The 25,546-nt window shown below is 56.7% G+C and carries 23 protein-coding genes and 3 pseudogenes; 11 read left to right on the forward strand and 15 right to left on the reverse strand.

The window, feature by feature from the left end; all coding sequences use genetic code 11:
- The first annotated feature begins 127 nt into the window (after positions 1–127).
- From CLV88_RS16030 to CLV88_RS16055, 6 genes are all read left to right on the forward strand, one after another.
- Positions 128–928 (forward strand): GntR family transcriptional regulator, encoded by an 801-nt coding sequence (locus CLV88_RS16030; protein ID WP_106609428.1) that lies wholly within the window; start codon positions 128–130, stop codon positions 926–928.
- Positions 928–2,334: a 3-isopropylmalate dehydratase large subunit gene (leuC, locus tag CLV88_RS16035; protein WP_106609429.1), complete on the forward strand. Its 1,407-nt coding sequence runs from the start codon at positions 928–930 to the stop codon at positions 2,332–2,334. Before CLV88_RS16030 ends, leuC begins: the two co-directional genes overlap by 1 nt.
- Positions 2,334–2,945, forward strand: a complete 612-nt coding sequence (leuD, locus tag CLV88_RS16040) for a 3-isopropylmalate dehydratase small subunit (protein WP_106609430.1) — start codon at positions 2,334–2,336, stop codon at positions 2,943–2,945. The genes leuC and leuD overlap by 1 nt, the downstream gene beginning before the upstream one ends.
- Positions 2,946–3,029: 84 nt before the next feature.
- Complete coding sequence (gene dctP / locus CLV88_RS16045; protein ID WP_106609431.1) at positions 3,030–4,040, forward strand: TRAP transporter substrate-binding protein DctP; 1,011 nt, start codon at positions 3,030–3,032, stop codon at positions 4,038–4,040.
- Positions 4,041–4,154: 114 nt separating this feature from the next.
- Positions 4,155–4,598, forward strand: coding sequence for a TRAP transporter small permease (locus CLV88_RS16050; protein ID WP_106609533.1), 444 nt, complete (start codon positions 4,155–4,157; stop codon positions 4,596–4,598).
- On the forward strand, positions 4,598–5,905 hold the full coding sequence (locus CLV88_RS16055; protein ID WP_106609432.1) for a TRAP transporter large permease: 1,308 nt from the start codon (positions 4,598–4,600) through the stop codon (positions 5,903–5,905). The genes CLV88_RS16050 and CLV88_RS16055 overlap by 1 nt, the downstream gene beginning before the upstream one ends.
- 60 nt (positions 5,906–5,965) lie before the next feature.
- On the opposite strand, the gene CLV88_RS23595 is transcribed toward CLV88_RS16055, so the two are convergent.
- Positions 5,966–6,097: a hypothetical protein gene (locus CLV88_RS23595; RefSeq protein ID WP_279338356.1), complete on the reverse strand. Its 132-nt coding sequence runs from the start codon at positions 6,095–6,097 to the stop codon at positions 5,966–5,968.
- Between the two features lie 628 nt (positions 6,098–6,725).
- Between CLV88_RS23595 and CLV88_RS16060 the strand changes: the two are divergent.
- Positions 6,726–7,431: pseudogene (locus CLV88_RS16060) on the forward strand (IS6 family transposase).
- A gap of 54 nt (positions 7,432–7,485) precedes the next feature.
- Positions 7,486–7,653: pseudogene (locus tag CLV88_RS16065) on the forward strand (AbrB family transcriptional regulator); the annotation flags it as partial.
- Here the strand turns inward: CLV88_RS16065 and CLV88_RS16070 are convergent.
- The 6 genes from CLV88_RS16070 to CLV88_RS16095 all read right to left on the reverse strand — a co-directional run bounded on the left by CLV88_RS16070 (position 7,625) and on the right by CLV88_RS16095 (position 13,905).
- The gene (locus tag CLV88_RS16070) at positions 7,625–8,605 is read right to left on the reverse strand and encodes a D-2-hydroxyacid dehydrogenase family protein (protein ID WP_106609433.1); all 981 of its coding nucleotides are present in this window, start codon (positions 8,603–8,605) and stop codon (positions 7,625–7,627) included. The pseudogene CLV88_RS16065 and the gene CLV88_RS16070 sit on opposite strands and share 29 nt — an antisense overlap.
- A gap of 2 nt (positions 8,606–8,607) precedes the next feature.
- Positions 8,608–8,787, reverse strand: coding sequence for a hypothetical protein (locus tag CLV88_RS16075; protein WP_106609434.1), 180 nt, complete (start codon positions 8,785–8,787; stop codon positions 8,608–8,610).
- 12 nt (positions 8,788–8,799) lie between these two features.
- Positions 8,800–9,618 carry a universal stress protein gene (locus tag CLV88_RS16080; protein WP_106609435.1) on the reverse strand — a complete coding sequence of 273 codons (819 nt, stop codon included), beginning with the start codon at positions 9,616–9,618 and terminating at the stop codon, positions 8,800–8,802.
- Positions 9,615–10,715 carry a 4-oxalomesaconate tautomerase gene (locus tag CLV88_RS16085; protein WP_106609436.1) on the reverse strand — a complete coding sequence of 367 codons (1,101 nt, stop codon included), beginning with the start codon at positions 10,713–10,715 and terminating at the stop codon, positions 9,615–9,617. Before CLV88_RS16085 ends, CLV88_RS16080 begins: the two co-directional genes overlap by 4 nt.
- Positions 10,712–12,742, reverse strand: coding sequence for a tripartite tricarboxylate transporter permease (locus CLV88_RS16090; protein ID WP_106609437.1), 2,031 nt, complete (start codon positions 12,740–12,742; stop codon positions 10,712–10,714). Before CLV88_RS16090 ends, CLV88_RS16085 begins: the two co-directional genes overlap by 4 nt.
- A gap of 74 nt (positions 12,743–12,816) precedes the next feature.
- Positions 12,817–13,905 (reverse strand): type 2 periplasmic-binding domain-containing protein, encoded by a 1,089-nt coding sequence (locus tag CLV88_RS16095; protein WP_207797079.1) that lies wholly within the window; start codon positions 13,903–13,905, stop codon positions 12,817–12,819.
- 140 nt (positions 13,906–14,045) lie between these two features.
- On the opposite strand from CLV88_RS16095, the gene CLV88_RS16100 reads away from it, so the two are divergent.
- The 3 genes and pseudogenes from CLV88_RS16100 (at position 14,046) to CLV88_RS16110 (ending at position 16,960) form a co-directional block, all read left to right on the forward strand.
- Complete coding sequence (locus CLV88_RS16100) at positions 14,046–14,717, forward strand: response regulator transcription factor (RefSeq protein WP_106609438.1); 672 nt, start codon at positions 14,046–14,048, stop codon at positions 14,715–14,717.
- Positions 14,714–16,114 (forward strand): sensor histidine kinase, encoded by a 1,401-nt coding sequence (locus CLV88_RS16105; protein WP_106609439.1) that lies wholly within the window; start codon positions 14,714–14,716, stop codon positions 16,112–16,114. The genes CLV88_RS16100 and CLV88_RS16105 overlap by 4 nt, the downstream gene beginning before the upstream one ends.
- Before the next feature lie 140 nt (positions 16,115–16,254).
- Positions 16,255–16,960: pseudogene (locus CLV88_RS16110) on the forward strand (IS6 family transposase).
- Positions 16,961–17,024: 64 nt separating this feature from the next.
- Here CLV88_RS16110 and CLV88_RS16115 read toward each other — a convergent pair.
- From CLV88_RS16115 to CLV88_RS16150, 8 genes are all read right to left on the reverse strand, one after another.
- Positions 17,025–19,331: a mechanosensitive ion channel family protein gene (locus CLV88_RS16115; RefSeq protein WP_106609440.1), complete on the reverse strand. Its 2,307-nt coding sequence runs from the start codon at positions 19,329–19,331 to the stop codon at positions 17,025–17,027.
- Complete coding sequence (locus tag CLV88_RS16120; RefSeq protein WP_106609441.1) at positions 19,328–20,488, reverse strand: 2Fe-2S iron-sulfur cluster-binding protein; 1,161 nt, start codon at positions 20,486–20,488, stop codon at positions 19,328–19,330. The genes CLV88_RS16115 and CLV88_RS16120 overlap by 4 nt, the downstream gene beginning before the upstream one ends.
- A 241-nt stretch (positions 20,489–20,729) precedes the next feature.
- Positions 20,730–21,137: a universal stress protein gene (locus CLV88_RS16125; RefSeq protein WP_106609442.1), complete on the reverse strand. Its 408-nt coding sequence runs from the start codon at positions 21,135–21,137 to the stop codon at positions 20,730–20,732.
- A gap of 96 nt (positions 21,138–21,233) precedes the next feature.
- Positions 21,234–22,247 carry an Ldh family oxidoreductase gene (locus CLV88_RS16130; RefSeq protein ID WP_243403692.1) on the reverse strand — a complete coding sequence of 338 codons (1,014 nt, stop codon included), beginning with the start codon at positions 22,245–22,247 and terminating at the stop codon, positions 21,234–21,236.
- Between the two features lie 42 nt (positions 22,248–22,289).
- Complete coding sequence (locus CLV88_RS16135; protein WP_106609444.1) at positions 22,290–23,471, reverse strand: UxaA family hydrolase; 1,182 nt, start codon at positions 23,469–23,471, stop codon at positions 22,290–22,292.
- 12 nt (positions 23,472–23,483) lie between these two features.
- On the reverse strand, positions 23,484–23,774 hold the full coding sequence (locus CLV88_RS16140) for a UxaA family hydrolase (RefSeq protein WP_106609445.1): 291 nt from the start codon (positions 23,772–23,774) through the stop codon (positions 23,484–23,486).
- Positions 23,775–23,812: 38 nt separating this feature from the next.
- On the reverse strand, positions 23,813–24,787 hold the full coding sequence (locus tag CLV88_RS16145) for an alcohol dehydrogenase catalytic domain-containing protein (protein ID WP_106609446.1): 975 nt from the start codon (positions 24,785–24,787) through the stop codon (positions 23,813–23,815).
- Positions 24,784–25,542, reverse strand: a complete 759-nt coding sequence (locus CLV88_RS16150; RefSeq protein WP_106609447.1) for an SDR family NAD(P)-dependent oxidoreductase — start codon at positions 25,540–25,542, stop codon at positions 24,784–24,786. Before CLV88_RS16150 ends, CLV88_RS16145 begins: the two co-directional genes overlap by 4 nt.
- Positions 25,543–25,546: the final 4 nt, after the last annotated feature.

A 25,546-nucleotide genomic window follows, 5' to 3' on the forward strand; every position in this document is an offset into this window, starting at 1 on the left:
AATTGGTATTATCTGTAATACAAATAATGTATCTTACCAGAAAAAAAATTTGGATATCTGAAATACTAATACTTGCTTTTGAATGTAACATATCTACCCTCCACTGAGAAATACGGGGGAATCACAGGTGCGGGCGGAAGCTGTCCAAATACTGCCAGAGGGGGTCAAGGCGCGGCGCGTTTACCTTTCTCTGCGCGATCAGATCACCGGTGGTGTTTTGCGCGATGGTGAGACCTTGCCAGGCGAACAAAAGCTTGCCGAAACCTTTGGGGTCAGCCGTGTCACCGTGCGTCGCGCGCTTGATGCGCTGGCCCAAGGCGGCCTGATTGAGCGGCGCGCAGGCAGCGGCACCAAAGTGCGTGCGCGCCCCGCCAACGGCCAGGCAGCCGCGATGGATTTCACAACGCTGATGCCGCAGCTGGTCGAGATGGGCCAGAAAACCACAGCGCGGCTCTTGTCGTTTTCTTATGGCCGCGCGCCTGATTTCGTGGCCTCCGCCATGCGGCTTGGCGGCGAAAGCAAGGTCCAGATCGCCACGCGCGTGCGCCTCACGGGGGACGTGCCGTTCTCTCATCTCACAACCTACGTGCCGGCCCAGATCGCGCAGAACTATTCCGAGAATGACCTTGCGACGACGCCGCTGTTCAAGCTTTTGGAACGTAGCGGCGTGCAGATCGAAGAGGCACATCAATCGGTGAGCGCCACGCTTGCGGGTCCGGATGTGGCCGAGGCGCTTGAGGTCGATGTCGGCTCGGCGCTTCTTTCGCTGCGCCGTGTCGTTCGCGACATCGAAGGCAATGGCGTTGAATATCTCTCGGGGCTTTACCGCCCGGATATGTTCCGTCTTGAAATGCCACTTACCCGCGTCGGCCAAGGCGCCGCGCGCCATTGGGAGCCGGCGATTGGTCAGAGCGAGGGAGAGGGCTGATGCACACCCCGCAGACCATGCTCGACAAGCTTTGGGCCGCGCATGAGGTGCTGCAACGCGAAGATGGCGTTTCGCTGCTCTGGGTCGATCGGCATCTTGTGCATGAGGGCTCGCATCACGCTTTCGCCAAGATAAAGGAACGTGGCTTGCCCGTGGCCGAACCGTCGCTCACCTTCGCAGTGGTCGATCACTACGCGCCAACGCAGGGCCGCTCAAGGATCGCCGACCCCCAGATCGCGCGGATGATCGACACTCTGCGCAGCAATGCCAACATCCATGGCTTGCGGCTCTATGATCTTGCCGATCCGCATCAGGGCATCGTGCATGTTCTGGGGCCGGAAGAGGGGCTCACGCTGCCGGGCCTGCTGGTCAACTGCGGTGATAGCCATACGTCCACCCATGGGGCTTTCGGCGCGCTGGCCTTTGGGATTGGCGCGACCGAGGTGGCCCATGTTCTAGCCACGCAAACGGTCTGGCAGCGCAAGCCTAAAGCCATGCGCATCACCGTTGATGGCGCACTTGGCGCAGGCGTCACGGCCAAGGATATCGCGCTTGGGTGGATCGCCAAGTTGGGCACGGACGGTGCACAGGGCCATGCGGTCGAATACGGGGGCAGCACGATCCGGGGCCTTTCGATGGAGGGCCGAATGACGCTATGCAATCTGTCGATTGAAGGCGGCGCGCGTTTGGGCATGGTGGCACCGGACGAGACAACGTTTGCCTATCTTGAAGGTCGCCGTTTTTCGCCCAAAGGCGCGGATTGGCATGCTGCTTGCGCCGATTGGGCAGGGATTGCCAGCGACGAATACGCGCGCTTTGATCGCGAGGTCACGCTCGACGCCGCCGAGATCTCCCCCAATGTCACGTGGGGCACAAGCCCCGAACAGGCGGTACCTATCAGCGCGACCATCCCCGATCCCACCGATGTGCCGCCCGATAAGGCCGAAGCCGCTCGCGCGGCGCTTGATTACATGGGGCTGAAGGCGGGAGAGATGCTTGAAGGCACACCTATTGATCAGGTCTTTATCGGCTCTTGCACAAACGGGCGGATCGAAGATTTGCGAGCCGCAGCCGCCGTACTAAGGGGGCGCAAAGCCAAAGTTCCAGGGCTTATCTCGCCCGGCTCGACACAGGTCAAAGCGCAGGCCGAAGCCGAAGGGCTTGACCGGGTCTTTATCGAGGCAGGCCTTGATTGGGTCGCCTCTGGCTGTTCAATGTGCGTGGGCATGAACGGCGATCTTGTGGGAGAGGGCAAGCGCTGCGCCTCGTCCACCAATCGCAATTTCAAAGGCCGTCAAGGCCGCGGAGCGCGGACCCATCTGATGAGCCCGGCCATGGTTGCCGCCGCTGCGGTGACAGGTGCGCTTACCGATGTGCGCCCGTTTCTTGAAGGACGGGTGAACTGATGACAGGGTGGCGCACACACAAGGGCAAGGTGCTTGGCCTGGCGGTCGCGAATATTGACACCGATCAGTTAATCCCGGCGCGCTTTATGTCCGTGCCGCGCGCTGAGGGCTACGGATCTTACCTGTTGCACGATATGCGCCGCGGCGAAACCGGAGAGCCGCGCGTGGATTTCCCGCTTAATGTCCACCCAGAGGCAAGCGTGATCCTTGCAGGGCGCAATTTCGGTAGCGGCTCTTCGCGCGAGGCAGCGGTTTATGCGCTTGTCGATGCCGGTATCCGCGCGGTCATCGCGCCTGGTTTCGGCGACATCTTTGCCGCCAATGCCATCAACAACGGCCTACTGCCGGCCAAGGTCGACGAAGGCAGCTACGCTGCGCTCGACGCGGCACTGGCAAAGGGCCCGCAAGACATCACCATCGATATCGATGCCCGCACTCTCACACTCGGAGCCCTTCAGGTCTGCTTCGCGCTTGATGACAGCTGGGCGACCAAGCTCATCAATGGCTGGGATGACATCGATCTCACGCGCAATCATAGCGCGGCGATCACAGCGTTCAAACACATCCGCAGTCAAACCGCAGCCTGGGCATGGCCCGCAGCGGCGGATTGAAAACGGCCGCAAAACGCGGCAGCCAGGGCCTGAGGAGGGCCAGACAAACGGGGCATAAGCCCTAATTCATTGGAGGACGACAAGATGAAGATGAAATTACTGGGAAGCCTACTTGCAGGAGCCACGCTCGTTGCGGGCACGCTCAAAGCAGAAGAGACCATCTCGGCGGTACATGCCTTCCCCGAAACGCTGATCTACACAAAAAGTTTTCTGAGCTTTGTCGATAAGGTCAACGAGGCAGGCAAAGGCGTGATCCAGATCGATGTGCGCGGTGGCCCCGAGGCGATCGGCATGTTCCAACAACCCGATGCCGTGCGCGATGGTATCGTGGATATGGTTTACACTCCCGGCTCGTTCTATGGTGGCGCCCTGCCCGAAAAAGATGCGATGGTCGCATCCAACCTGACAGCCGTTGAGACACGCGCCAATGGCGGCATTGCCCTGATCGATCAGATCCATCAGGAAAAGATGGGGCTCAAGTACCTTGGTTGGTTCGACAGCGGCGTCTGCTACAATCTCTGGACACGCAACGAGCCGAAGTTCGATGCTGATGGCAATCTGGAGGTCGAAGGCCTCAAACTGCGGGGCAACAACGTCTACAACGCATTCTTTACCAACTATCTAGGCGCGCAAGTCATCGACCTGCCGACAGGCGAGGTTTACTCCGCGCTCCAGCGCGGCGTCGTGGATGCGACAGGCTGGACGCAGATCGGCCTCATTGACCTCAAGTGGAACGAGTTCCTCAACTACCGTATCGAGCCGTGTTTCTTCTCGACCGACCTTGGCGTGATCGTGAACAACGAAAAATGGAATTCGCTGTCGGATGATGCCCGGAAAGTCCTTCAGGACGTGGCGATCCAGCATGAGAAAGACAGCGTTGAAGCCCTTCGCGCCAAGCGTGATGAAGACTTCGCCGCGCTTGATGCGGCGGGCATGAAAGTTGTCTCGCTCGAAGGCGAAGCCAAGGCCAACTATCTTGCTGCGGCCCGTGAGAAAACGTGGGAACGCATGAAAGAGGTCATGTCAGGCCAGCCCGGCGGCACTGGCAACTATGATCGTCTGATCGAGCTCTTCTACGATCTTGGCGCCGAATAATAAGCCCCGTCGCAGGCCTGCCAATTGGTGGGCCTTCAACTTCTTTGGAGCCATGCATTGATCAATACAACCTATAAGGCGCTGCTATACGGCTTAGCCGGCATTTCCGGCCTGATGCTCGTGTGGATTATGGTCTCTGTCATTGCATCTGTCGTGATGCGCAACATGGGGATCCAGCCCTTCGCATGGCTCTTTACATCGGCTGAATACGGCCTTCTCTACATGACGATGCTCGGCGCGCCGTGGCTGGTTCGCGAAAAGGGCCACGTGCATATCGAACTGTTGACTGCCGCCTTGCCTGGTGCCGCCCGTCGCCTTCTTAGCCGCGCCGTGGCCGCCGCCTGCGTGCTGATCTGCGTGATCCTCACATGGAAAGGAATTGAGCTGGTGATGACCAATATCGAGCGGGGCGATTTCGACACGCGCGCGTATTATTATCCACGCTGGCTTCTGACCATCGCCTTTCCGCTCTCATTTGGCATGATGGCTGTTGAATTCTCCCGCTTTGTCTTTGGCCGAGAGCTAATGCACAGTGGTGAAGCAGGGATACATGAGTAATGGAATGGTTCGAGGCACTGGCCCTGCTGCTTGGTACGATTTTGCTTCTTATGGCGATCGGAATGCCGATTGCGCTGGCTTTTCTGGCGGCCAATATCATCGGTGCATGGGTCTTCATGGGTGGCGAACGCGGCGTGATGCAGCTCTTGAACAACGGTCTTGGGGCGCTCACCAAATACGCGCTGATGCCGATTCCGCTATTCTTGTTGATGGGCGAGATCTTCTTTCACACAGGTCTTGGCGGGCGCATGTTCACCGCCATCGACAAGCTCCTTGGCCGCCTGCCGGGACGGCTCAGTTATGTTACGGTTCTGGGCGGCACGGCCTTTTCCACACTCTCTGGCTCATCCATGGGCTCAACAGCGCTTCTGGGCTCTCTCATGGTCCCGGAGATGAGCCGCCGGGGCTATAAATCACACATGAGTATCGGCCCGATCCTTGGCACCGGCGGCCTTGCGATCATCATTCCGCCCTCGGCTCTGGCCGTGCTTTTGGCAACCCTGGCGCAGATCGACGTGGCGGCGCTACTCATCGCGGGTGTTATACCGGGGCTGATCCTTGCAGGTTTTTACATTGCGACGATCTGGTTGCAGACCCGTATCGACCCGACAGCCGCCCCGGCCTATGACGTGGCACCTATGTCATTCCTGTCAAAGCTGGGCCTTTTGCTGCGCGAAGTCATCCCAATGGTCAGCGTCATGGTCATCATCATCGCGCTGATGATCAGGGGTTTTGTCACCCCCTCCGAGGCCGCCGCCTTTGGCGCGCTCGGCGTGCTGATCCTGGCGGCAATCTTCCGCTGCCTGACATGGGAGGCGATGAAAAAATCGGTCATCGGTGCGCTCAAGGTCACACTGATGGCCTATCTCATCGTTTTTGGTTCGGCCACATTCAGCCAGCTTCTGGCATTCTCCGGAGCATCGCGCGGGCTTGTGACCTGGGCGACCAACTTTGACCTTGCACCCTTGGCTATGCTGCTGGTGATGTTTGCCGTGCTTCTTCTTCTCGGCATGTTCATGGAGCAGATCTCGATCATGTTGTTGACGGTGCCGATCTTCTTTCCGCTCGCACAAACGCTTGGCTTTGATCCGATCTGGTTTGCGCTCATCATGTTGCTTTCTCTGGAGATCAGTTTCACAACACCGCCGTTTGGATTATTGCTGTTCGTGATGAAAGGGGTGGCGCCCGCAGGAACAACCATGCGCGAGATTTACACCTCGGCGTTTCCGTTCATTTTCTGCTCGCTTTTCTTGGTGGCACTGCTGATCGTCTTTCCGCAATTGGCTCTTTGGTTACCATCACTCTAAATTGGTCTTCCGGCAGGAGCGAAAGATCCGGGCCTCCCCTAAAAAACCAAGCCACTGGATCTACTGAAACTTGAAAACGGTACGCAGCTGGCGGTGCTGGGTTTCAGCCAAACCGTCGCCGCCCGAGTTGGGATCAGGAAACGCGGAACTAATCAACGCAATGTCGCGCCATGTAACGGGGCGGCGCTCCATTTCACCGTTCCAGCCACCATGTGCCAGGAACTGCCGCAAGCCAAATCGGGCATTGCGCTGACACTCGTCCTTGCCGTTATCCTTCCGTTCAGCCTCATATTCGGCACGTCATCCCGCTTGCTTTTGACGGATTGGCTATGAGCTATCGCGCCTGCCAAATCTTGAAGACCGGCCATTCGCCTGATAAGCAGCATTCGGTAAAATGGGCTCTTTTTACTCTTTCCTCGCGCGGTGCGTTAACGGCTGACCTGGGATGAACTGACCTTCGCCGCATGGCGCACGAACTGGTAAGTTGCGGACAAACCGGACATGTGCAGGTGCGGCTGTTGCTGACGCAGCATTTTCTCGCAGATGCAGAATCTCGTTCGTCAGCTCACGGCGGCTATCGCCTTTCCGGTCTTTCGTAGACATCGGATTGCCTGAAACCGAAGCCGCACTTTCGCTGTCATGTGCTTGAACAAGATTGACGCGGGACAAGAACGGGCGTTCGAATCGCGCACGCGCGGTAGCCGCTCAGGACCACTGATCAAAGGTCCGAAAATGGTTCGTTACGACCCGAAGCCGTATGAAAGGCGCTGTCAGAAGAAACTCGGTTGTGAAGGGCAAGGTGCCGATCTAGCCTTCGGTCATGACAAACCGTTCACCATTTCGCTACTTCAAAACCAGCCCAGACATCATCCGCTTAGCGGTAATGCTCTACGTCAGGTTTCCGCTCTCGCTTAGAAACGTGGAAGATCTGCTGCACGAACGGGGCATTGATGTGAGCCATGAAACTGTACGGTTTTGGTGGAACAGATTTGGTCCTATGTTTGCTGCTGAAAAACGCAGAAAACGGGTCAGTCGGATGGGATGCTACTCGAACTGGCGTTGGCATCTCGATGAAGTTTTCGTGAAAATTAACGTTAAACGACACTACCTTTGGCGCGGTAGATCACGAAGGGGAGGTGCTGGAAAGCTATGTGACGAAGCGCCGAGATCGCGCCGCAGCTCTTCAGTTCTTGAAGAAAGCGATGAAAATATATGGGTCACCGGAAGTCATCGTGACCGGCAAATTGCGTTCGTATGGTGCCGCGATGAAGGTTATTGGGAATGTGGTGAAGCAAGAAACCGGCCGTTGTAAGAACAATCGCGCAGAAAATTCACATCTACCTTTTCGAAGACGGGAGCGAGCGATGCACCGCTTTCGTCGTTTGCGAAGTCTGCAGAAATTTGTGCCCGTTCATACGTCTGTTTCCGACTATTTCAATAAGGAGCGCAGCCTTTCCCAAAGAGATCAATTCACGATTAACCGCACCGCTGCTCTTGCCGAGTGGCGCGGTCTTTGCGCGGCTTAAAGGACAGCCATACTGGCCAAGTAGAGACTGGTTCGAATTGGTCTGACACCACCCTTTTTGGCTTTCGCGCCGGGAGGGCAGGCCGAGATGACCGTTCTGTCCATTGTGGTCGGGGCGGATCTGGGTTTTGTGAATGCTCACCACCTCACCCAGATCGTGCTTGTGATCACTGGGTTACCGATTGTGGCTACGATTATGAGCCGGACCAGACCTCGGGATTAATCATATGGATCGGGGTGCCGTCGGCAAAGGCATTGAGTTGTTCATAAATGTCAGAAAACTGAAGGTCGAACTCGTCCTCGGTCACAAATCCAATATGCGGAGTTGCAATCAAGTTGGGATGCGCAAGTAGCGGGTCGTTGGGATCGGTCAGCGGCTCGGTATCAAACACGTCAATTGCAGCCTTGCCTGGATGGCTGGCGGTCAACGATTCCAGCAACGCGCCCGACACGATGAGCCCTGCGCGCGACGTATTCACGAACAGCGCATCAGATCGCATCACTGCAAAATCATTCGCTGTGATGATCCCTTTGGTTTCCGGTTTCAGTCGAACGTGCACGGAAACGATGTCGCTATCTGCAAAGAAGGACGTGCGATCAGCCGCAATTGTTCTACCGTCTGCAGCTGCGCGTTTGCGACCCTCGTCGGACGCCCACCAGACTACACGCATTCCAAACGCCTCTGCGTAGCCTGCAACAGCTTTGGCAATCCGGCCGTAGCCGTAAAGCCCCAATTGCCTGCCGTTCAAGGTCTTGCCCAAACCGGATTGCCAATTGCCTGCCTTTACACTTCCCATCTGTGCAGGAAGGTCACGCATGCCCGCCATGATGAGAGCCCAGGTCAGCTCGGCGGCAGCGTGATTGGTGCCACCACCGCTGGGTATTTTAGAGCAAACAAGCACTTTGTGCTCGGTACATGCGGGGATATCAATGTGCGGATAGACACCGCGTTGACTGATCAGGCGCAGGTCAGGCAGACGCTTAACAAGGTCTCTGCTGACTTTGGTTCGCTCTCGAAACAGGACCAAGGCATCTGCATCCGACAAGCGGTCAGCCAGCATGTTCACATCCTTGACGTGGTCGGTCCAGACCTGAACTTCGTGACCATCCAGCTTTCTGAAACTGGGCAGCTTGCGCAACGTATCAAACCAATCGTCCAGGATGTGAATGCGCATGATTAATTTCCGCGTTTGTAGGCTTCGATCGTCTGGGCGACACGATCATGCAGCTCGGACAACTGCCGCTTTTCACTGGATTGGCAGCTTCCGTCGACAAGTTGCTTGCCAAGGGTGTCGCGCACGGCGCGAAGGCGGTCGATAGCTGTGTTGATTTCGACAATGGCGTCGTGGCTGGTCATTCTTTCGTTCCTTCAGTGGGAGAGCAAGACAGGGATCGGCGCGTCCCGCAAGACACGGGCGGTTACGCCGCCAAGGAAATCTTCGCGAAACTTTGAGTGTTCATATGCCCCCATGACAAGCAGGCACGGATCGGTCTCTCGGCAATAGGCGATCAGCGCACGTGCGATACCCGGCTCGGCGGGGATGGCTTCGTGGGTGGCGTCGACATTGTGGCGCGCAAGATGGGTCATCACATCTGCGACCGGACGCGGGGTTGGTTCATTCCCGACAGTCAACACTGTCACGCGCCCCTGATCTTCCAGCAGTCCCAGACTGTCGGACAAGGCCCGCGCCGAGGCCCGGCTTCCGTCCCAAGCAAGCGCGGCATGGGCGTGGCTTGCATCCGCATCATGGCCTTTTGGCACGATCAAAACGGGGCGGCCACTCATTAGCGCAATGCGGTCCGGGTGGATCGAGACATGTTCATCCACTTCTTCCGTGCCTTCGTGTCCGACAACCAACAAGTCATAGTTGCGCGCGGTTTCCGATAGGACCGCATCAACGCGACCGGAAACCTGTTTGACGTGCAAACGGTCGCCAAGGGAAAGCCTTGGCCGCAAATCCTCGAAACGGGTTTGGATCCCGGATAGGATGTCGGCGTTGGCCTGCGCAATGATCTCGCGCGCCTTGGCAGGCACCCACGCCGCATTGCTGTTCACTGCCTCGTGTTTCGAATGCGCCAGCAAGGCGGTGACATGGGCGCCATTGCGCGCCAGTGACGCTGCGTATTTCAACGCGTATACCGAGCTGTCCGAACCGTTGAAGGCGACAAGTATGTTGTGAACGCTCATAGATTATCTCCTTGTCCCTGCCAGAGGCTCGCAGGAACATATACATTTCCGTCTGCTAGTTTTCTTGCCGTGCGTACAAGTCCGGCAGTGTTCAACGAAAAGCCGTTTTCGATTGAGAAGTCGATCAACACGTCGATCTTGCCAGAGGCATGTTCCAATACCAGTTCGGTCGGGCTTTCGTTGGCGCGCTCTAACAGCCCATCCGAGACGCTGCCCGGGGTTAAAGCGCAAGATGCCAGGCACTGTGCGCCGGTCACGGCCATAGTGGGATGGGTTTTCCACGGCATGAAATAACGAACCGCAATGCTTCCACCTTCACGTGCGGGGGCCAGCAGGCCAAATTTTGGCGTCACCGATTTTGATACATCGCCCATGCCCATCTTTTCACCGGCAGCAACGCGGATGGCTTCCATGCGGGCAAAGAAGTCGGTATTGGCGTCCAGTTTGTCCGCACTTTCATAGCCGGTCAGGCCGAAATCTTCGGCGCGCGCGATGGCCACGGGCATGGCCACATCCATGCAAGTCACCTCTATCCCGTCGATGGTGTCGCGCAGGTTGCCCGTGGGCAGAAATGCCCCGGTCGATGACCCGACGACGCCCATGAAGCTCAACTGGATGGGGGCCGACGTTCCGGGAGCGCCAGCGATCTCGGTCGTGCCCTCATAGGACAGTTTTCCGCTCGGGGTCTGCACCTTGGCAATCACCTGCGCTCCGGTGTTCACAGCGCGAATGCGAATTTCAGTCACATCGCCAGTGGGGGTAACCAATCCCATTTCAATGGCGGCGGGGCCGACGCCGGACAGGATGTTTCCGCAAGTGGGCTTGTAGTCAACCAGTCGATCCTCGACCGAGACCTGAGCGAAGAAGTAATCCACGTCGGCCCAGTCATCCATGCTTTCGGACAGTATCGCGACCTTGGTGGTCACGGCGGCCCCGCCGCCGATCCCGTCGATGTTCAGGCCATGGCCCGAGCCGACCGCCGCGATCAGGACCTCGGACAAGGTGTCCAGATCTTCGGGCAGATCTTCGCGGCGGAAATAGGGACCTTTCGAGGTGCCGCCACGCATGTGGACATAGGGGATAGCTGTCTGGGTCATTTCAACGGCCACGGCAGATCAACCGCCCCTTGCAACAGGCCCGGAGGGAAGTCGCGGTTCAACGCGCCTGCCATCAGGCACATGAAGCCGATACCGCAGGCGGCCAGGATTAAGGTTTTGCCCCAACCCGCGCCCGCGCGCACCCGCAGGAAAGCGATCAGGAAGCCAACCAGCGCAAGGATGAAGCCCAGGAACCACGTGGCGACGATCAACCCGGCGAACCAGGCCAGCGTGGACCACAGCCCATAGGGCGCATCCGCGTCCTCGCCCGCGACTTCCTTATCGGCAAAGATCGCGTCTCCTTCCTGGCGTCGCATCATCTGCACCAGCAAGATCAGGCAGCACAGCAAAGCAAGGCTTCCCACCACCAGCGGGATGATCTTGTCGGTCAGGTTATAGTCCGGGATCATGTTGGCGTTGATCAGGGCGACCACCAGATAGGCGGCAATCACAAGAAGGAAGATCAGCGGCGCGCGTTTCGAGCCCGACTGAACCTCGCCTTCGGCCATAATGGCTTTCGCCTGACGAAGGCCCAGCACCACCGACACAAGGGTGATGATGATCAGTACGATCACGATGGGCGAGAAGACGTAGTCGATACCTTCCTCGAAGCTTTTGCGGAAACGGAAGGACGCGATTTGGAACGCTTGGTTCGAGAACTTCTCGACCGGGTTGGACAGCACAAAACCGATCAGGAAGGCCGGGCGCGACCAGTCAAAGCGGCGCAGGAAGATGCCGATCAGGCCGATGGCGAACAGCGCCAGAAGGTCTTCGAAGTTCTGGCCCGACTGGAACGCCGCAAAGCTGATCAGCATAAACAGGAACGGCGCCAGATAGGTGAACCGGATCGTCGTCAGCTTGGCGATCCCGCCCGAAGCTGCGATACACAGGATCGTGCCCACCACATTGGCCAAAGCCAAGAGCCATACGATCGAATATGTGATGTCGAGGTTGTTTTTCAGCATCGCCGGTCCGACTTCGATGTCGCCCGAGCCCAGCAGGGCAATCGCGCCGATGAAAATCGCCATCGAGCCTGAACCGGGAATGCCGAACAGAAGGGTGGGGACCAGTCCGCCGCCCTCTTTCGCGTTGTTCGAGCTTTCCGGCCCGATCACACCCCGCACTTCGCCTTTGCCGAAGTTCGTTTTGTCCTTGGTGGTTTGTACCGTGTGGCCATAGGCGATCCAGTCCACGACTGATCCGCCAAGGCCGGGAATGATCCCCACCACGACACCGATGATCGAGCAGCGCACCGACAGCCATTTGTTTGCCATCCAGTCGCGTACGCCGTCCATCCAGCCGGCGCCAAGTGACGCACCTTTGGCGATGGACCGATCCTGACGCAGCAACGAAACGATCTCGGGGATGGCGAAGATGCCAAGGCCCACGATGACCAGCTTCAGCCCGTCGGTCAGATAGGGAATGTCATAGGTCGCCATGCGCAGAGAGCCTCCGGCATCCGCTTCGCCAATAGTGCCGATCATCATGCCCAACCCGGCAGCGGCCAGACCCTTCAAGGCAAAGCGCCCCGCAAGGATAGCGACCATGGACAGGCCCAGAATGGTGATCATCAACATCTCGGGCAGGCCGAACGCCAACACGATGGGGCGGGCGACCAGAATGAACATGGTCAGGAAGGTCGCGCCCACAAGTCCGCCAAATAGGGACGAGGTAAAGGCCGCGGCCAAAGCCCGTGCGGCCTGACCGTTTTTGGCCATTGGGAATCCGTCCAGCACCGTCGCCTGTGATGCGGATGACCCGGGGATCCCCATAAGAACCGACGCGAATGTGTCCGAGGTCGGCACAACGGCGACCATGCCAATCATCAGCGCCAGACCCAGCACCGGGTCCATTCCGAACATGAAGGGCAGAAGCAGGGACAGGCCTGCGATGCCGCCCAGACCGGGGAACACGCCCACGGCCAGACCCATGACGACACCAAGGACCAGATAGCCCAGAACAACGGGTTGCAAGATCAGAGCCCACGCGTCTCCAAGCGCAGGAAGTGCGGTGGCGAAAATCTCCATGGGAGCCGCCTTTCTGTTAGGAAATGTTGGCAAGGGCGCGCGATCGATTGCGGACCGCGCGCCGAAAAGGTCGCTTACTTCAGCGAGACACCATATGCGTTTTGCAGCCAGTCAGTGACATAGGCTTTGGCGCTGTCCGGCACTTGCGTGGCTGTGCCAAGCGCGCCCTGAGCACCTTCGCCAGTGAAGACCGGGTATTTGCCAACGCGCTTAGACGAGATCTCGGCGAAATCAGCGCGGGCTACGACATCTTGGAACGCTTTGGTGTAGGTGTCGATCACGTCCTGCGGCGTGCCAGCGGGCAGGAAGGCCAGTTTCTGAACCGGGAATCCGGCCACGAAGAAGGCTTTCCATGCGTCCCACGCATCGCCCGAGGTTTCGCAACCATCGGTGGCTTGGCAGACTTCCTTGAAGGTCGCGATATCGGGGAAGGTCGGGTCACGCACGATGTTGCCATCGGCGTCCAGAGCGCCCCAAGTCATCATCGGAATGGCCTTGCCATCATTGACCAGCGCGGTCGATCCGCCCAGATAACCGGACGAGGTCTGGTAGTCGATGTTGGCCTCGCCACGCTCGAACATCAGACGACCATCGCCGCGACCTTTGATGCCGAAGACAGGCTCAACATTCATGCCCAGCATTTGCCACGCCAGCAGGGGTACAAGGTCAAGGCGAGTTGCACCCTGCGAGCCGTAGATGAAATCGGTGTCTTTCAGCGCGTTGGCCGAGCCGTCAAACTTGGCACCATCTTCGGCGTTCAGGTAAGCAACACCGCCGGTGCCAGACGCCATGACTGGGTTCCAGTCATTATATTCATAGCGTACGCGGGGGTCGCCCAGCAGATAGGGGAATTGCGTCGACCCCGAGGTGCCGAACAACAACGTGCCGTCTTCGTGCTCTTGTTCTTGGAACCAGTTGGCCCCTTTGGTGGAACCAGCACCGGGCATAAATTTCACGACCACGGTCGGCTTGCCGGGCAGGGCTTCAGACAGCAGCGGGCCGAAGAAGTTCGCCCATTTGGCCGAGCCACCGGTTTCCGAGAACGGGATGACCCATTCGATGGTCTTGCCGGTGAAATCGACTTCGGCAGCGGCGGGAGCCGCGATGCCGGCAGCGGCGATAAAGCCCATAACAGCACGACGGGTGAAGTTAAATTTGGTCATTGGTTCCTCCCTGGTGACCAGACAAACACAAGGGCGTCCTCTTCGCCAGTGCGCAAGCCATATGAATTCTTGGGGTTGATTCCCCCTTCGATCCAACGATCATGGGAGGCCAACCTTGCGTGAACCTTGCGGAACCGAAAATGCGAATAGTCATCGTCGAAGATAATGAACCACTGGCGAAGGCAATTTCCTATCGTCTGCGTGACCGTGGGCATGCTGCGGATGTGTTACACGATGGCAGGGATGCAGATGCCTTTCTGGCGCAGGAAAGCGCCGACCTGATTGTTCTCGACATCAATCTGCCCGGCAAGACAGGCCTTGAAATCTTGCGGGACTTGCGGGCGCGGGGGGACAATGCCCATGTAATCCTTCTGACCGCCCGGATCGAGACCAGCGACCGGGTCGCCGGGCTTGACCTTGGGGCGGACGATTATTTGGTAAAACCATTCGAAATGGACGAGCTTGAAGCGCGGATCCGGGCTCTGTCACGCCGTCGGGACCTGGAATTTGGCGCGATCGAAGCCATTGGCGCGCTGTCCTTTGATCGCACCGCGCGTCAGGTGTCGGCCAACGGATCCTCGCTGGGGATCCCGCGAAAGGAACTGGCTGTGTTCGAATGTCTACTGGAACGACGTGGCCGGATAGTGTCCAAATCCGTGCTGACGGATCATGTCTATGGGATTGGTGCCGATGTTGACGAGACGGCAGTTGAGCCTTTGGTGTCCCGCTTGCGGCGCCGACTGGTCGACCACGGTGTCGCGATTAAAACTGCGCGGGGCCTTGGCTATATGCTCGATGTGGTTCCCAAATGACGCGGGTTTTTTCTCTGCGTCAGAGGCTCTTCATCCTCATTCTTGTGCCTCTAATGCTGATGGGGCTGGTGTTGGGTTATTGGCGCGTTGCCGTGGCGCAGGACACAGCCGAAGAATTTTTTGACCGCTCTCTGTTGTCTACTGCATTGGCGATCTCACGCGATGTGGCGATCTCCGGAGGCGACGCGCTTTTGCCCTCGACAAGTGACTTGATCAAGGATGCGGCGGGAGGCGAGGTGTTTTATCACGCTACTGGGCCGGGCGGGATCTATGTGACGGGCTATGCCTATCCGCCCACTGGGGCCGAATCAGAGATCGATCCTGATACACCACACTACTTCATGGCCGAATATCGCGACGAAGGAGTGCGTGTTCTGAAAATCGTGGAACGGGTCACCAGCGATGGTGTGTCCGGTAATGCCACAGTGACCGTCTGGCAGAGGTTGTCCGAACGCAACCGCTTTGCCACGCAACTTGCCTTTCGTGCCGTTGGACTGATCGGGGGGTTGCTTCTAACCCTTGCCTTGGTGGTGTGGTTTGGCGTTGCACGTGGATTGCGCCCGCTGCTTGACCTTCAACAAGCCATCGAGGTCCGTTCACCCGACGACCTGGGTCAGATCCGACGCCCTATTCCAATCGAGGCGCAGGGCATTGTCGAAACGCTTAACCGCCTGTTTGCTAGGGTGCAGGACAGCATGACGGCCCAACAGGTCTTTATCTCAAACGCTGCCCACCAGTTGCGCAACCCGGCTGCGTCAGTGCAGTCCATGGCCGAAAGTTTGCGCGATGCGCAAAACAGTGAGGACCAACAACAGAGAATCGAAGACCTTGTCGTTGCGGCGCGCGCGTCGACACGCGTGACAGAACAGTTGCTTTCTATGGATCGACTGCGCCAGCCCATGCCCGGCAATCGCCGATCGAGATTTGACCTGTCCGAATTGCTCAGGACGATATGTGCAGATATGGGTCCCGAGGTGTTGTCGCGTAATATCGAGTTCGAACTTATCGCGACGAGACATCCGATCGAAATGACGGGTGACCGAGTGTTCATTGCCGAGGCAATTAAAAACATGATCGACAATGCGACGAAGCACGGCGGCCCCAAGCTGAGCTCGATTGTGGTGTGCTTACGGCAGGACGGGAACAAGGCATTGATCACAGTTTATGACGATGGAAAGAACTTGTCCCCAAGTGAAAGTGAAACGGCCCTTGGGCGTTTTTCACAAGTTGAGCCGTCGCAGGGAAGCGGTCTTGGTCTTTCCATTGTTTCAGCGGTTGCAGAGCGACACGGCGGGAATCTTGTGATTGACCAAGTGGAAATTGGCGCAAGTCTAACTCTTTCTTTGATGCTTCAAGCAGAAGGAGAATCTGAGCCACATTGGACGCCATTCAGATGATTGTAGAGCAACAGCAGATATTTGCGGAAAGGAACATCAGGATAAAACAGTAGGCAATGCTGACCGACTTGAAACCACTTACCGGCACTGTCAGAAGAAACTCGGTTGTGAAGGGCAAGGTGCCGATCTAGCCTTCGGTCATGACAAACCGTTCACCATTTCGCTACTTCAAAACCGGCCCAGACATCATCCGCTTAGCGGTAATGCTCTACGTCAGGTTTCCGCTCTCGCTTAGAAACGTGGAAGATCTGCTGCACGAACGGGGCATTGATGTGAGCCATGAAACTGTACGGTTTTGGTGGAACAGATTTGGTCCTATGTTTGCTGCTGAAATACGCAGAAAACGGGTCAGTCGGATGGGATGCTACTCGAACTGGCGTTGGCATCTCGATGAAGTTTTCGTGAAAATTAACGTTAAACGACACTACCTTTGGCGCGGTAGATCACGAAGGGGAGGTGCTGGAAAGCTATGTAACGAAGCGCCGAGATCGCGCCGCAGCTCTTCAGTTCTTGAAGAAAGCGATGAAAATATATGGGTCACCGGAAGTCATCGTGACCGGCAATTTGCGTTCGTATGGTGCCGCGATGAAGGTTATTGGGAATGTGGTGAAGCAAGAAACCGGCCGTTGTAAGAACAATCGCGCAGAAAATTCACATCTACCTTTTCGAAGACGGGAGCGAGCGATGCACCGCTTTCGTCGTTTGCGAAGTCTGCAGAAATTTGTGCCCGTTCATACTTCTGTTTCCGACCATTTCAATAAGGAGCGCAGCCTTTCCCAAAGAGATCAATTCACGACGAACCGCATCGCTGCTCTTGCCGAGTGGCGCGGTCTTTGCGCGGCTTAAAGGACAGCCATACTGGCCAAGTAGAGACTGGTTCGAATTGGTCTGACACCGCCAAAGTTGTACTTTAAGGTTCGTCAGGAATTGGCTTTGGAGGGCCAACGGGTCCTTGGGCCGCCTCTTGGGCTGCACCTGCAACGGCACTGCGTTGTTCTTCGGATAAATGTTCACCACCCTCGATTTCGACTTTGACGTTTCGTTCGGCCATACGAATGCCGTTTGCCTCGAAGATGTCCCTAACCTTTTGATAGGCGTCGCGTCGGACCAACCATTGTTCGCCCGGTTTGGTCATGAATTTCACCCCGACGACCATGTTGAACTCCTCCATCCGGCGAACGCCCTGAGACTTCAATGTGCTCAAGATAGAAGGGCCGTAATGCTCATTTGCTTGCAACTCGGCGCCTACCTTTTTGACGAGCTTTTTGACCAATTGCAGATCGGTGTCGAATGGAACGCGGAATTCCAACTTCATGATCACCCAGTCTCGGCTGTGGTTGGTCAGGCTTTTGAGCTCGCCATAGGGTACTGTGTGCACCTTGCCACGATGGTGGCGGATGCGCATTGATCTGACAGAGATGCCTTCGACTGTACCCATGAGATCGCCCACTTCGATGTATTCACCCAGCCTGAACGCGTCGTCGATAAGAAAAAAGATGCCGGCCACAATGTCACGCACCAGAGATTGGGTGCCAAAGCCAATTGCGATGCCCACGATTCCGGCGCCCGCGAGGATTGGAGCAATGTTCACACCAGCGGCGCTCAGCACGCTTAGGATGACCATGATAAGCAAAGTTACCATCAATATCGTCCGTAACAGGGGCAACAATGTAATCATTCGGGCCTCTGGCCCCGGAGCCTGACCGTCGACAGGTGGTTCGTAGTCGGCAATGCGTTTGTCGATTACCGATTTGGCCCATGTCCAAACCAGATCTGCGAGGAGCAGGGCAACAATACTGTCGATCAGAATTTCGAGAATTCTGCCAACGAGACTGCGATCGGAGGAAAGGTCAAAGATATTCACACCCCAAGCGGACGAGAGCACCACGACACCCGAAATGATGAAGACAAACCGCGCCGCGCGCTGCACAATTGGGCGAGTGGCGACATAAGGGTCGGCAAACTCTGGTACATCAGGCTGCGGCTCGCCTTCCAGCAACTTTCCTTCGCCTTCGGCTGCTGCAAAGTCATCTAGTGCCTTTTGTGCTTCGCCCATGTGTGCTTCGTTTAATGCGGCGGTAGACTGATCAAAGAAGTGATCGATCCAAGCGCGCATCAATTTTAGGCTAGGCACCATCATGCCAATGACCAAAACGGCCCACATAGCGGAGAACAATCCGCTGAGCCAAAGGGCGAACACGACCCCCACAAGGATCATGAGAAAGTTGCGCCAAAAAAGGATCGCGCGCGGCGCGACAGCCATGTCACAAAGGACCGGGAGCCGCCTGAATGCTACCCATATGCACGACCAAATCACGAGAAGAACAGCCAGTGCCAATGTCACGGTTTGTGCCAGCGCTACGGTGGCGAGGCTGGTGTCGATATCCATTCCGTGTTGCTCGACGATGCGGTTCAGCGTGTATGACAAAGCGAAGGCAAGGACGATGGCAAATGCCATAATGCAAATCAGGCGGTGCAGGAATTTGGCGGCCTTTGTCCCGTAGGGAACCAGACGCAATTCAGGCGCTCTTGGGGCCTGGAAAAACAGTGAAATGGTGGTCAAGATACGGAACAACAGCACAGACACCAGTAAGTCCAAGACAATGCCCTCCAACAATGGATGCCAGTCAAAGCTGTCGAATGCGCCAATGCTGCCCACGGCAAAAATTGCAAGACCTGTAAAGATGATGGCAGCGCGAACGAGTGCTCCGACAAATTTCTGAGAAGGCGCGTCTTTGGGGGCTTGTTCAATACGCAGCAGAGGTCGGCGCAGAAATTGACGATAGAGCCATTCCAGTCCGAATCCGATGAGTAAAAAGATCAGAATATAAGTGACAGAGCGAACCTTTTGGGCGTGAGAAAGCTCAGTGTCCCAGACATCCTGTAGCACCGCAGGCATCTGCGGTAACACTTCCCAAGCCAAAATCAGAGACTGAGCGCGGGCTGAAATCCGTTCGATTTGCGTATCAATCTGCTCTCTGAGAGTCAGCACGGATCCGTTGTCGAGCGAGCCATCGGTGTTAGCACTTTCTGTGATCCAGTTTTGAATAGTTGGATCACCCAGCAGGCGCAGGAACTCTTTAACATCGTTTGGGGATGGGTCAGAGACTGCGACCGTCTCGGAACTGGCGGAGCTTGGAGCAAACTGGGCTTGTGCCGTCATGGCACATGCGTGCAGTACAACAAATGTTAGGGCAATTCTCAGAAAACCCATCATGTTGCGCTCGCCGCCTTTTGTGCTACTTGGCGAGGCTGGTCATAATCCAAATTGGAATAATCAGGTTCAATGACACGCTCTACTTCCAGAGCGCCGGTCGTAGGCTTTACTTGGCACGCCAGCCGTTCGTTGGGGCCGGCTTGCCATCGCTCCAGAACTTTTGCCTCACCGTCGCTCGGAGGTTGAAGGGTTTCGGCTCCTGCAAGGATTTTGACACGACACGTACCGCATCGACCACGTCCACGACACACGCTTGCATGCGCGATATTGTTTTCTCGCGCCAATTCAAGAAGTGTTAATCCGGTTGTGGTGTTAAATGTCGAAGATCGTTTGCCTGTATAGGTGATGCGAAGCTGTCCGTTTTGCAGCCTTCTCAGTCGGAACCAGCGAGCCAGGAACGCGAAGGTGATCAGGCCAAGCGAAACGCTTGTAACAAGTTCCTGGCGGTCTCTTGCCTGATCAATAATGTCCGGAATCAGTTCAGGAGCTACCGTGGGGCCATTTAGATTAGGATCGGAGTCCAAGACAAACCCCATACCGCCCTCTTCGACAGGAATAATTTGCCGGCCGGCCTCGACGTAGCCGAGCATAGCGAAAATCGGCAGGGCCACGACAAACGGATAGAAGAACCGCATAGTGCGCACCGAACCGTCTCGGGACTGCAGCCAGGTGTAGACCCCGATTGCACCATGGATCCATGCGACCACCAGCATGACAATCTGTTGCAATCCATCAAACGGCGACACGACCCAAAACTGCCCAAGCACGAGCGCGTAGGTCGGTTCAAGACCAAGCTCTTTCGCGGCCATTACACCAAAGACGTGTTTCGCCAATAGGGGGATAATCAGTATTCCGGCGATCATTTGGGTCATGTCGTATGCCGGAATACGAAGTGTATTTCGCCTGTAGAGTGACAGCAGCGCCAGTAAAAAGTGCAAAATTAGAGATAACTGCAGCAAGATTTTGAGCGGCAAGAAATTTGACCATATGCCACTCAGAAGCCAGCGCCAATCTTCCATCAGCTGAACCGAGAATAGGCCCAAAGCGAGATTTGCGAGGTGCATCGTCACAAAAATGAACATCACTAGGCCGGTCAAAATCATAGCGCGAGTTCGAAAAGATGCGGCCCAAGGTCGTGTGGTTGTTGCGCTGGCCATGATGACATCCCTCAATTTTAAATCAGCTCTGCAGAACGCTGATCTGGTGGGCCGTGAGCCTCTAGAAAATGCGCCAACTCGTCAACCCAAGCCGCTAATTCTGAACAACATGCGGTCAACGTGGATTGTAGTCTTCCATTGCGGATTGTTACGACAGAATGGGTTGGGTGCTACAGTTGTTTGGGTCGCGAGCGCCAAGCTTTAGGTTGAATCGCGGTTTCAATACCATCTGGCGGAACAGTCACCGCAAAATAAGTACGGAGCATGGGGCGCGACGGGCGACACGGGCTGCTGTTGAGCCAAGCGCATATCCTTTGGCGTGGGGACTATGCGAGCCGATGATGATGAGATCAACTGCGTTTGCCCTTGCGAACTCAGCGACTTCCACACCCGGCTTGCCGGACGTCACCTGAGTTAGAATATCCGAGGCATCGCCAGCGGCGGTTTCCAGGGCGCGTTTGACCCGATTGGACAGGTGGTTGCTTTCTTTGATGGTTACGAATTCATTGACGAATCCGGGGATGCTTTCAAGGATCGTCAAGAGAGTAATGCGCCCGCCGTCGTCGAGTACTTTGCGTGCCGTCGTTATCTTCCTTTGAACGAGGTCTTCGTGATCAAGGGCGACTGGTATCAGAATGTGTTTGTGCATCTTCTATTCCTTTTCGAACGAGTAGAGATCAGTCGTATAATTTGATGTACAGTGACGTATGTGGTGCGCCTTTTGGCGCGCGGGCGAGCACAGAGATCACACAATTTGGCCAGCGGTTTCACGGAGCTGGTCGACATAGTGTTTTGGCACGTTGATCCCGTTTTGTCGGGCGCTGGTGATTGCGGCGGTGCGCCGCTCGCCGGGGAGGCGGGCGCCGTCCAGCTCTGATATCAGGGTGAGTGTTGGTTCCAACCGATCCATGAATGCGCCGGGATCAGACGGCTTGAGAACAAGCAGAAATTGACCAGAGCCAGACGGCGGGCCATCTGCGGTAAAGAAGGACGCAACGGACCTGCTGGGGTTTGCCGCGGGCAGGATGGCGGCCAGGATTTCCACCATAAGCGCCAGCGCGGTTCCTTTTGGACCACCCATTGGGAGCATTGAGCCCGCCAAAGCAGCGTCAGGATCGGTTGTTGGCAAGCCGTCAGCGTCGACGGCCCATCCTTCAGGAATGGATTGGCCGTTCTTTTTGGCATGCATGACTTTTCCGCGTGCGACTTTGGAAAGGGATAGGTCAATGACCAAGGGTTCCCCGGTCTTTCGCGGTGCTGCGAACGCAATGGGGTTTGTCCCAAAAACTGGCACACTCGCCCCCCATGGTGCAATGGCGGCGGGCGCGTTGGCGACCATGAGGCCGATCATTCCTTGGCGGGCGATCTTGTCAACTTGCACCGAAAGAGAACCGCAGTGATGTGAGCGGGTCACGGCAACCGACGCGCAGCCGTAGCGTTGGGCAGCTGCGGTTCCAGCGCGAACTGCCAAATCAAGTGCTGGGTAAGCAAATCCGTTGCAAGCATCGATGGTTAGGGCTGCTTCGCCATCCGTACTGCAACCGGGGATCGCGTATCCGTCAACCTTACCCGAACGGACTTGGGCTATGTAATCAGCGAGACGCGAGAAACCATGCCCGACCTGACCTTCTGCTTCTGCTGAAACAAGTGCTGTGGCGACGGATTGCGCATTTTCCCGACGAGTACCAGCCGCGACAAGGGTGGCCGTGACCAGTTTTTCGGCTTCGGCAAGAGTTAGGTGAATTGTAGATGAGGTCATATACGTTGGTCGGGCAACCATGCGGCCGCCCGACCCCTTTTGTTATGCGCTGCGATAAAGCTTGGTCATCGAGAACTCTCGGTGGCCCAATGCCTCGGCGGCAGTGCTGCGCCCATTGGCGGTACGGCAAATCATGTCGATCAGTGCATCTCCTGCCTCATCAATGGTCAGCTCGCGGCGCAGGATGCCAGAGACATCCACGTCGACATGCTCGCTCATGGTGCGCACGGTGCGCGGATTAGCGGTGATCTTGATAACGGGCACAATTGGGTTGCCGACGACATTTCCCTGACCCGTTGGGAATGTATGGATGACAGCACCACCAGCAGCCATCAGAGTCACGCATTCCGCCGCCGCAGACGATGAATCCATGAAGTAGAGGCCATTGCCCGAACTTGGGGCTTCGGCGGGTTCGAGGATGTCGATATATTGTGACGTACGACCGATTTTTTCTAGGTTGCCCAAAGCCTTTTCTTCGATTGTGGTCAAACCACCTTCGATATTGCCCTTGGTAGGCTGGCTGTCAGACAAGTCGTCGGTTTGATGGGCAAAAATGACGTCGTCCTGATAGGCCTTCCACATTTTGTACCAGCGTTCGCCGACTTCTTCATTAATCGCGCGCTTTTGGCAAATGTGCTCGGCGCCAGTGATTTCAGAAGTTTCTCCAAAGAATCCGGTGATCCCCTCGGGCAGAAGCTTGTCGTACATGTTGCCAACGGTCGGGCACGAGCCTAGCCCGGTGGTGGTGTCGCTTTCGCCACATTTGGTCGAAACCCAAAGCTCGGAAATGGAACATTCCTCGCGTTGGTATTCGGACGTCATGTGCACAAATTCCTTGGCGGCCCAGCTGGCTGCGCGGATTGTTTCGAAGTCGCCCTTTTGCTCGATCGAGAACTCTGCAACGGGTTTGCCGGTTGCTCGGATCCCGTCGGCAATGCGTTTTGTCCAGCCGGGTTCGATACCGATGACAACAACGGCAGCAACATTGGCGTTTGCACCGGTGCCGATCATGGTACGAAAGTGCAGATCGAGGTCTTCTCCGAATTGCAACCTGCCATATGCGTGGGGCAGGGCCATTGTGCCTTTGACATTATTAGCGACAGCCTCACAGGCCGCGTTCGAAATGTCGTCGACTGGCAAGATGATCACGTGATTTCGAACACCTACGCGTCCGTTTTCGCGACGGTATGCCTTCACCGTCATGTTGGAATATTTTGATGCCATCTGATCGGTTCCTTACCAGCGTTTCGTCTTGCAGTTATGGGTGTGGACATGGTCGCCCTTGACGATGTCGGCGACGATTTTACCGATGTCTTCACCGTATTTGATGGCAGTGTCGCCCTCCTTGAAATCCTTCAGAGCGATCTTGTGGCCAATCGGAACATCCGCACCCGCAGTCAGTCGGAATGTAGAATTGTCGTGGGTTACACAGCACAGCATATCTGTGCCGGCGGTCAGTCCCTCGACGACAACAACGCCAACATTGTCGTCGTGCTCGTGAACGAGAAGGTGGGGGATTTCAGACATCTTTTTGTCTCCTTGGTGAAATGCACCGTTTTCTGGCGCTATGGTTTCAGAACGATTTTGGGGGCGGCGACCCGCCCGAATTTGATGTCAGCAAAGGCAGCGGCGCCGTTGGAAAGCGGGCGTTGTTCGATCCAGTCGAGCGGGCCCAGACGACCATCAAAGAGGGCCTGCGCGGTGTCACGGAAATCCTGAGCTGTGTAAGTGTAAGTGCCGATGAAGGTGATTTCCTGAAGCGTCAGGCGGCGGATATCGAGGCCGCCAGTGTCTTGACCCAAGCCGATGTGCACGATCACACCACCGGGTAATGCGAGCGCCGATGCGGTTTCGCGGGTTGCCGCATAGCCGACAGCGTCAACGATGATCGAGGCGTGGGAACTGTGCTTAGCAACCGCGGTCAAATTGCAATTGACCTCAAGAAAGCTTCGCCTTGCTGGGTTTGGCTCGACAACTACAACGTCGGGTATTCCCATCGCCTTTAAGGCGAGGACAGCGGCGAGGCCGATGGCCCCACCGCCAATGACGACGGCGGTGCGTTCCATACTCGGATGTAGCGCCTCGATGCCTAGTCGTGCCGCGTGCCAGCTTACGGCAAGTGGCTCGGCCAGCGCGGCCTTTTCGATACTGACTGTGTTTGGAACACTAATCAGGTTGCTTTCTGGCATTGACACAAACTGTGCGAATGCGCCCTCACGCGGGGCCATCGAGATTATCTGACGATCAGGGCAAAGGTTCTCTCGGCGCGCAAGGCAAGCGGTGCATCTACCACATGCAACAAGTGGGTTGATCGTGACACGCTCGCCATCCCGAGAGCCGCCCACAACGACACCAGCGGCTTCGTGGCCTAGGATGATTGGGGGAGGGCGTCGTGCGTCGTGACCGAGAAACGCGTGCATGTCAGAACCGCAGATGCCAACCGCCTGCACTTGGATCAAGAGCTCCTGCTCAGCGGCCTTGGGCTCGGGCACATCGCGAAACACAAGGGTTTCCGGGGCGTCATAAACAAGTGCTTTCATTTGGCGGTAAATCCTCCATCGACCATTAGGACCTGGCCAGTCACGAACCGGGACGCCTCGGAACACAAGAACAGCAGCGGGCCATCAAGGTCGCGAAGTTCGCCGTTACGTCCAACACAGGTTTGATCTGCGTTGCGGGCCGCCCGATCACTGTCTTCGAAAACCGCTTCGGTCAGTTCAGTAGGGAAAAAGCCCGGACCGATGGCGTTGACGTTGATACCTTTGCCAGACCACGCCTCTGCCATGGCGCGGGTCAATTGGGCGATGCCGCCTTTGCTGGCGCCATAGGCGAGACCGGCCGGAAACGCGCGAAAGGATTGCAAGGACGCAAAATTCACGATCCTTCCCCAGTTTTTGGCTTGCATAGCGGGAGCTAATTTTTGGCTCATAAAGAAAGGAGCGGTCAGATTTACCGCAATCGTCGCATCCCATCCTTGAGTAGAGACATCATCCGCAACTTCGCGCGGGTTCAGGCCAGCTGCGTGGATGAGTATGTCTGGTGATCCGAAAGGGTGCTCAATGGCGCGCGCGCAGGACGTTAGGTTGTCACGGTCCGCTATGTCAGCGGCCACTGCGGCGAAGCTGTCGCCGACACTGTTGCGCAGTTCCTCCAGCGCCTCTGCCCGTCGAGCTACGCCGACAACCTTCGCGCCAGCGCGTGCCAAAACACTAGCGGCGTGACGCCCCAGACCGGAGCTTGCCCCGGTAACGCAGGCCACCCGACCGGATACACTAAACAAGTCTTGTTCGCTCATGCGC

Origin of the sequence: Shimia abyssi, from assembly GCF_003014475.1 — a bacterium.
GTDB classification, from domain to species: domain Bacteria; phylum Pseudomonadota; class Alphaproteobacteria; order Rhodobacterales; family Rhodobacteraceae; genus Shimia; species Shimia abyssi.

Coding starts and splice junctions, on each gene's coding strand:
- leuC (WP_106609429.1), top strand. CDS start 928: ATGCACACCCCGCAGACCATGCTCGACAAGCTTTGGGCCGCGCATGAG.
- leuD (WP_106609430.1), top strand. CDS start 2,334: ATGACAGGGTGGCGCACACACAAGGGCAAGGTGCTTGGCCTGGCGGTC.
- dctP (WP_106609431.1), top strand. CDS start 3,030: ATGAAGATGAAATTACTGGGAAGCCTACTTGCAGGAGCCACGCTCGTT.
- CLV88_RS16050 (WP_106609533.1), top strand. CDS start 4,155: ATGCTCGTGTGGATTATGGTCTCTGTCATTGCATCTGTCGTGATGCGC.
- CLV88_RS16055 (WP_106609432.1), top strand. CDS start 4,598: ATGGAATGGTTCGAGGCACTGGCCCTGCTGCTTGGTACGATTTTGCTT.
- CLV88_RS23595 (WP_279338356.1), bottom strand. CDS start 6,097: ATGGAGCGCCGCCCCGTTACATGGCGCGACATTGCGTTGATTAGTTCC.
- CLV88_RS16070 (WP_106609433.1), bottom strand. CDS start 8,605: ATGCGCATTCACATCCTGGACGATTGGTTTGATACGTTGCGCAAGCTG.
- CLV88_RS16075 (WP_106609434.1), bottom strand. CDS start 8,787: ATGACCAGCCACGACGCCATTGTCGAAATCAACACAGCTATCGACCGC.
- CLV88_RS16080 (WP_106609435.1), bottom strand. CDS start 9,618: ATGAGCGTTCACAACATACTTGTCGCCTTCAACGGTTCGGACAGCTCG.
- CLV88_RS16085 (WP_106609436.1), bottom strand. CDS start 10,715: ATGACCCAGACAGCTATCCCCTATGTCCACATGCGTGGCGGCACCTCG.
- CLV88_RS16090 (WP_106609437.1), bottom strand. CDS start 12,742: ATGGAGATTTTCGCCACCGCACTTCCTGCGCTTGGAGACGCGTGGGCT.
- CLV88_RS16095 (WP_207797079.1), bottom strand. CDS start 13,905: ATGACCAAATTTAACTTCACCCGTCGTGCTGTTATGGGCTTTATCGCC.
- CLV88_RS16100 (WP_106609438.1), top strand. CDS start 14,046: ATGCGAATAGTCATCGTCGAAGATAATGAACCACTGGCGAAGGCAATT.
- CLV88_RS16105 (WP_106609439.1), top strand. CDS start 14,714: ATGACGCGGGTTTTTTCTCTGCGTCAGAGGCTCTTCATCCTCATTCTT.
- CLV88_RS16115 (WP_106609440.1), bottom strand. CDS start 19,331: ATGATGGGTTTTCTGAGAATTGCCCTAACATTTGTTGTACTGCACGCA.
- CLV88_RS16120 (WP_106609441.1), bottom strand. CDS start 20,488: ATGGCCAGCGCAACAACCACACGACCTTGGGCCGCATCTTTTCGAACT.
- CLV88_RS16125 (WP_106609442.1), bottom strand. CDS start 21,137: ATGCACAAACACATTCTGATACCAGTCGCCCTTGATCACGAAGACCTC.
- CLV88_RS16130 (WP_243403692.1), bottom strand. CDS start 22,247: ATGACCTCATCTACAATTCACCTAACTCTTGCCGAAGCCGAAAAACTG.
- CLV88_RS16135 (WP_106609444.1), bottom strand. CDS start 23,471: ATGGCATCAAAATATTCCAACATGACGGTGAAGGCATACCGTCGCGAA.
- CLV88_RS16140 (WP_106609445.1), bottom strand. CDS start 23,774: ATGTCTGAAATCCCCCACCTTCTCGTTCACGAGCACGACGACAATGTT.
- CLV88_RS16145 (WP_106609446.1), bottom strand. CDS start 24,787: ATGAAAGCACTTGTTTATGACGCCCCGGAAACCCTTGTGTTTCGCGAT.
- CLV88_RS16150 (WP_106609447.1), bottom strand. CDS start 25,542: ATGAGCGAACAAGACTTGTTTAGTGTATCCGGTCGGGTGGCCTGCGTT.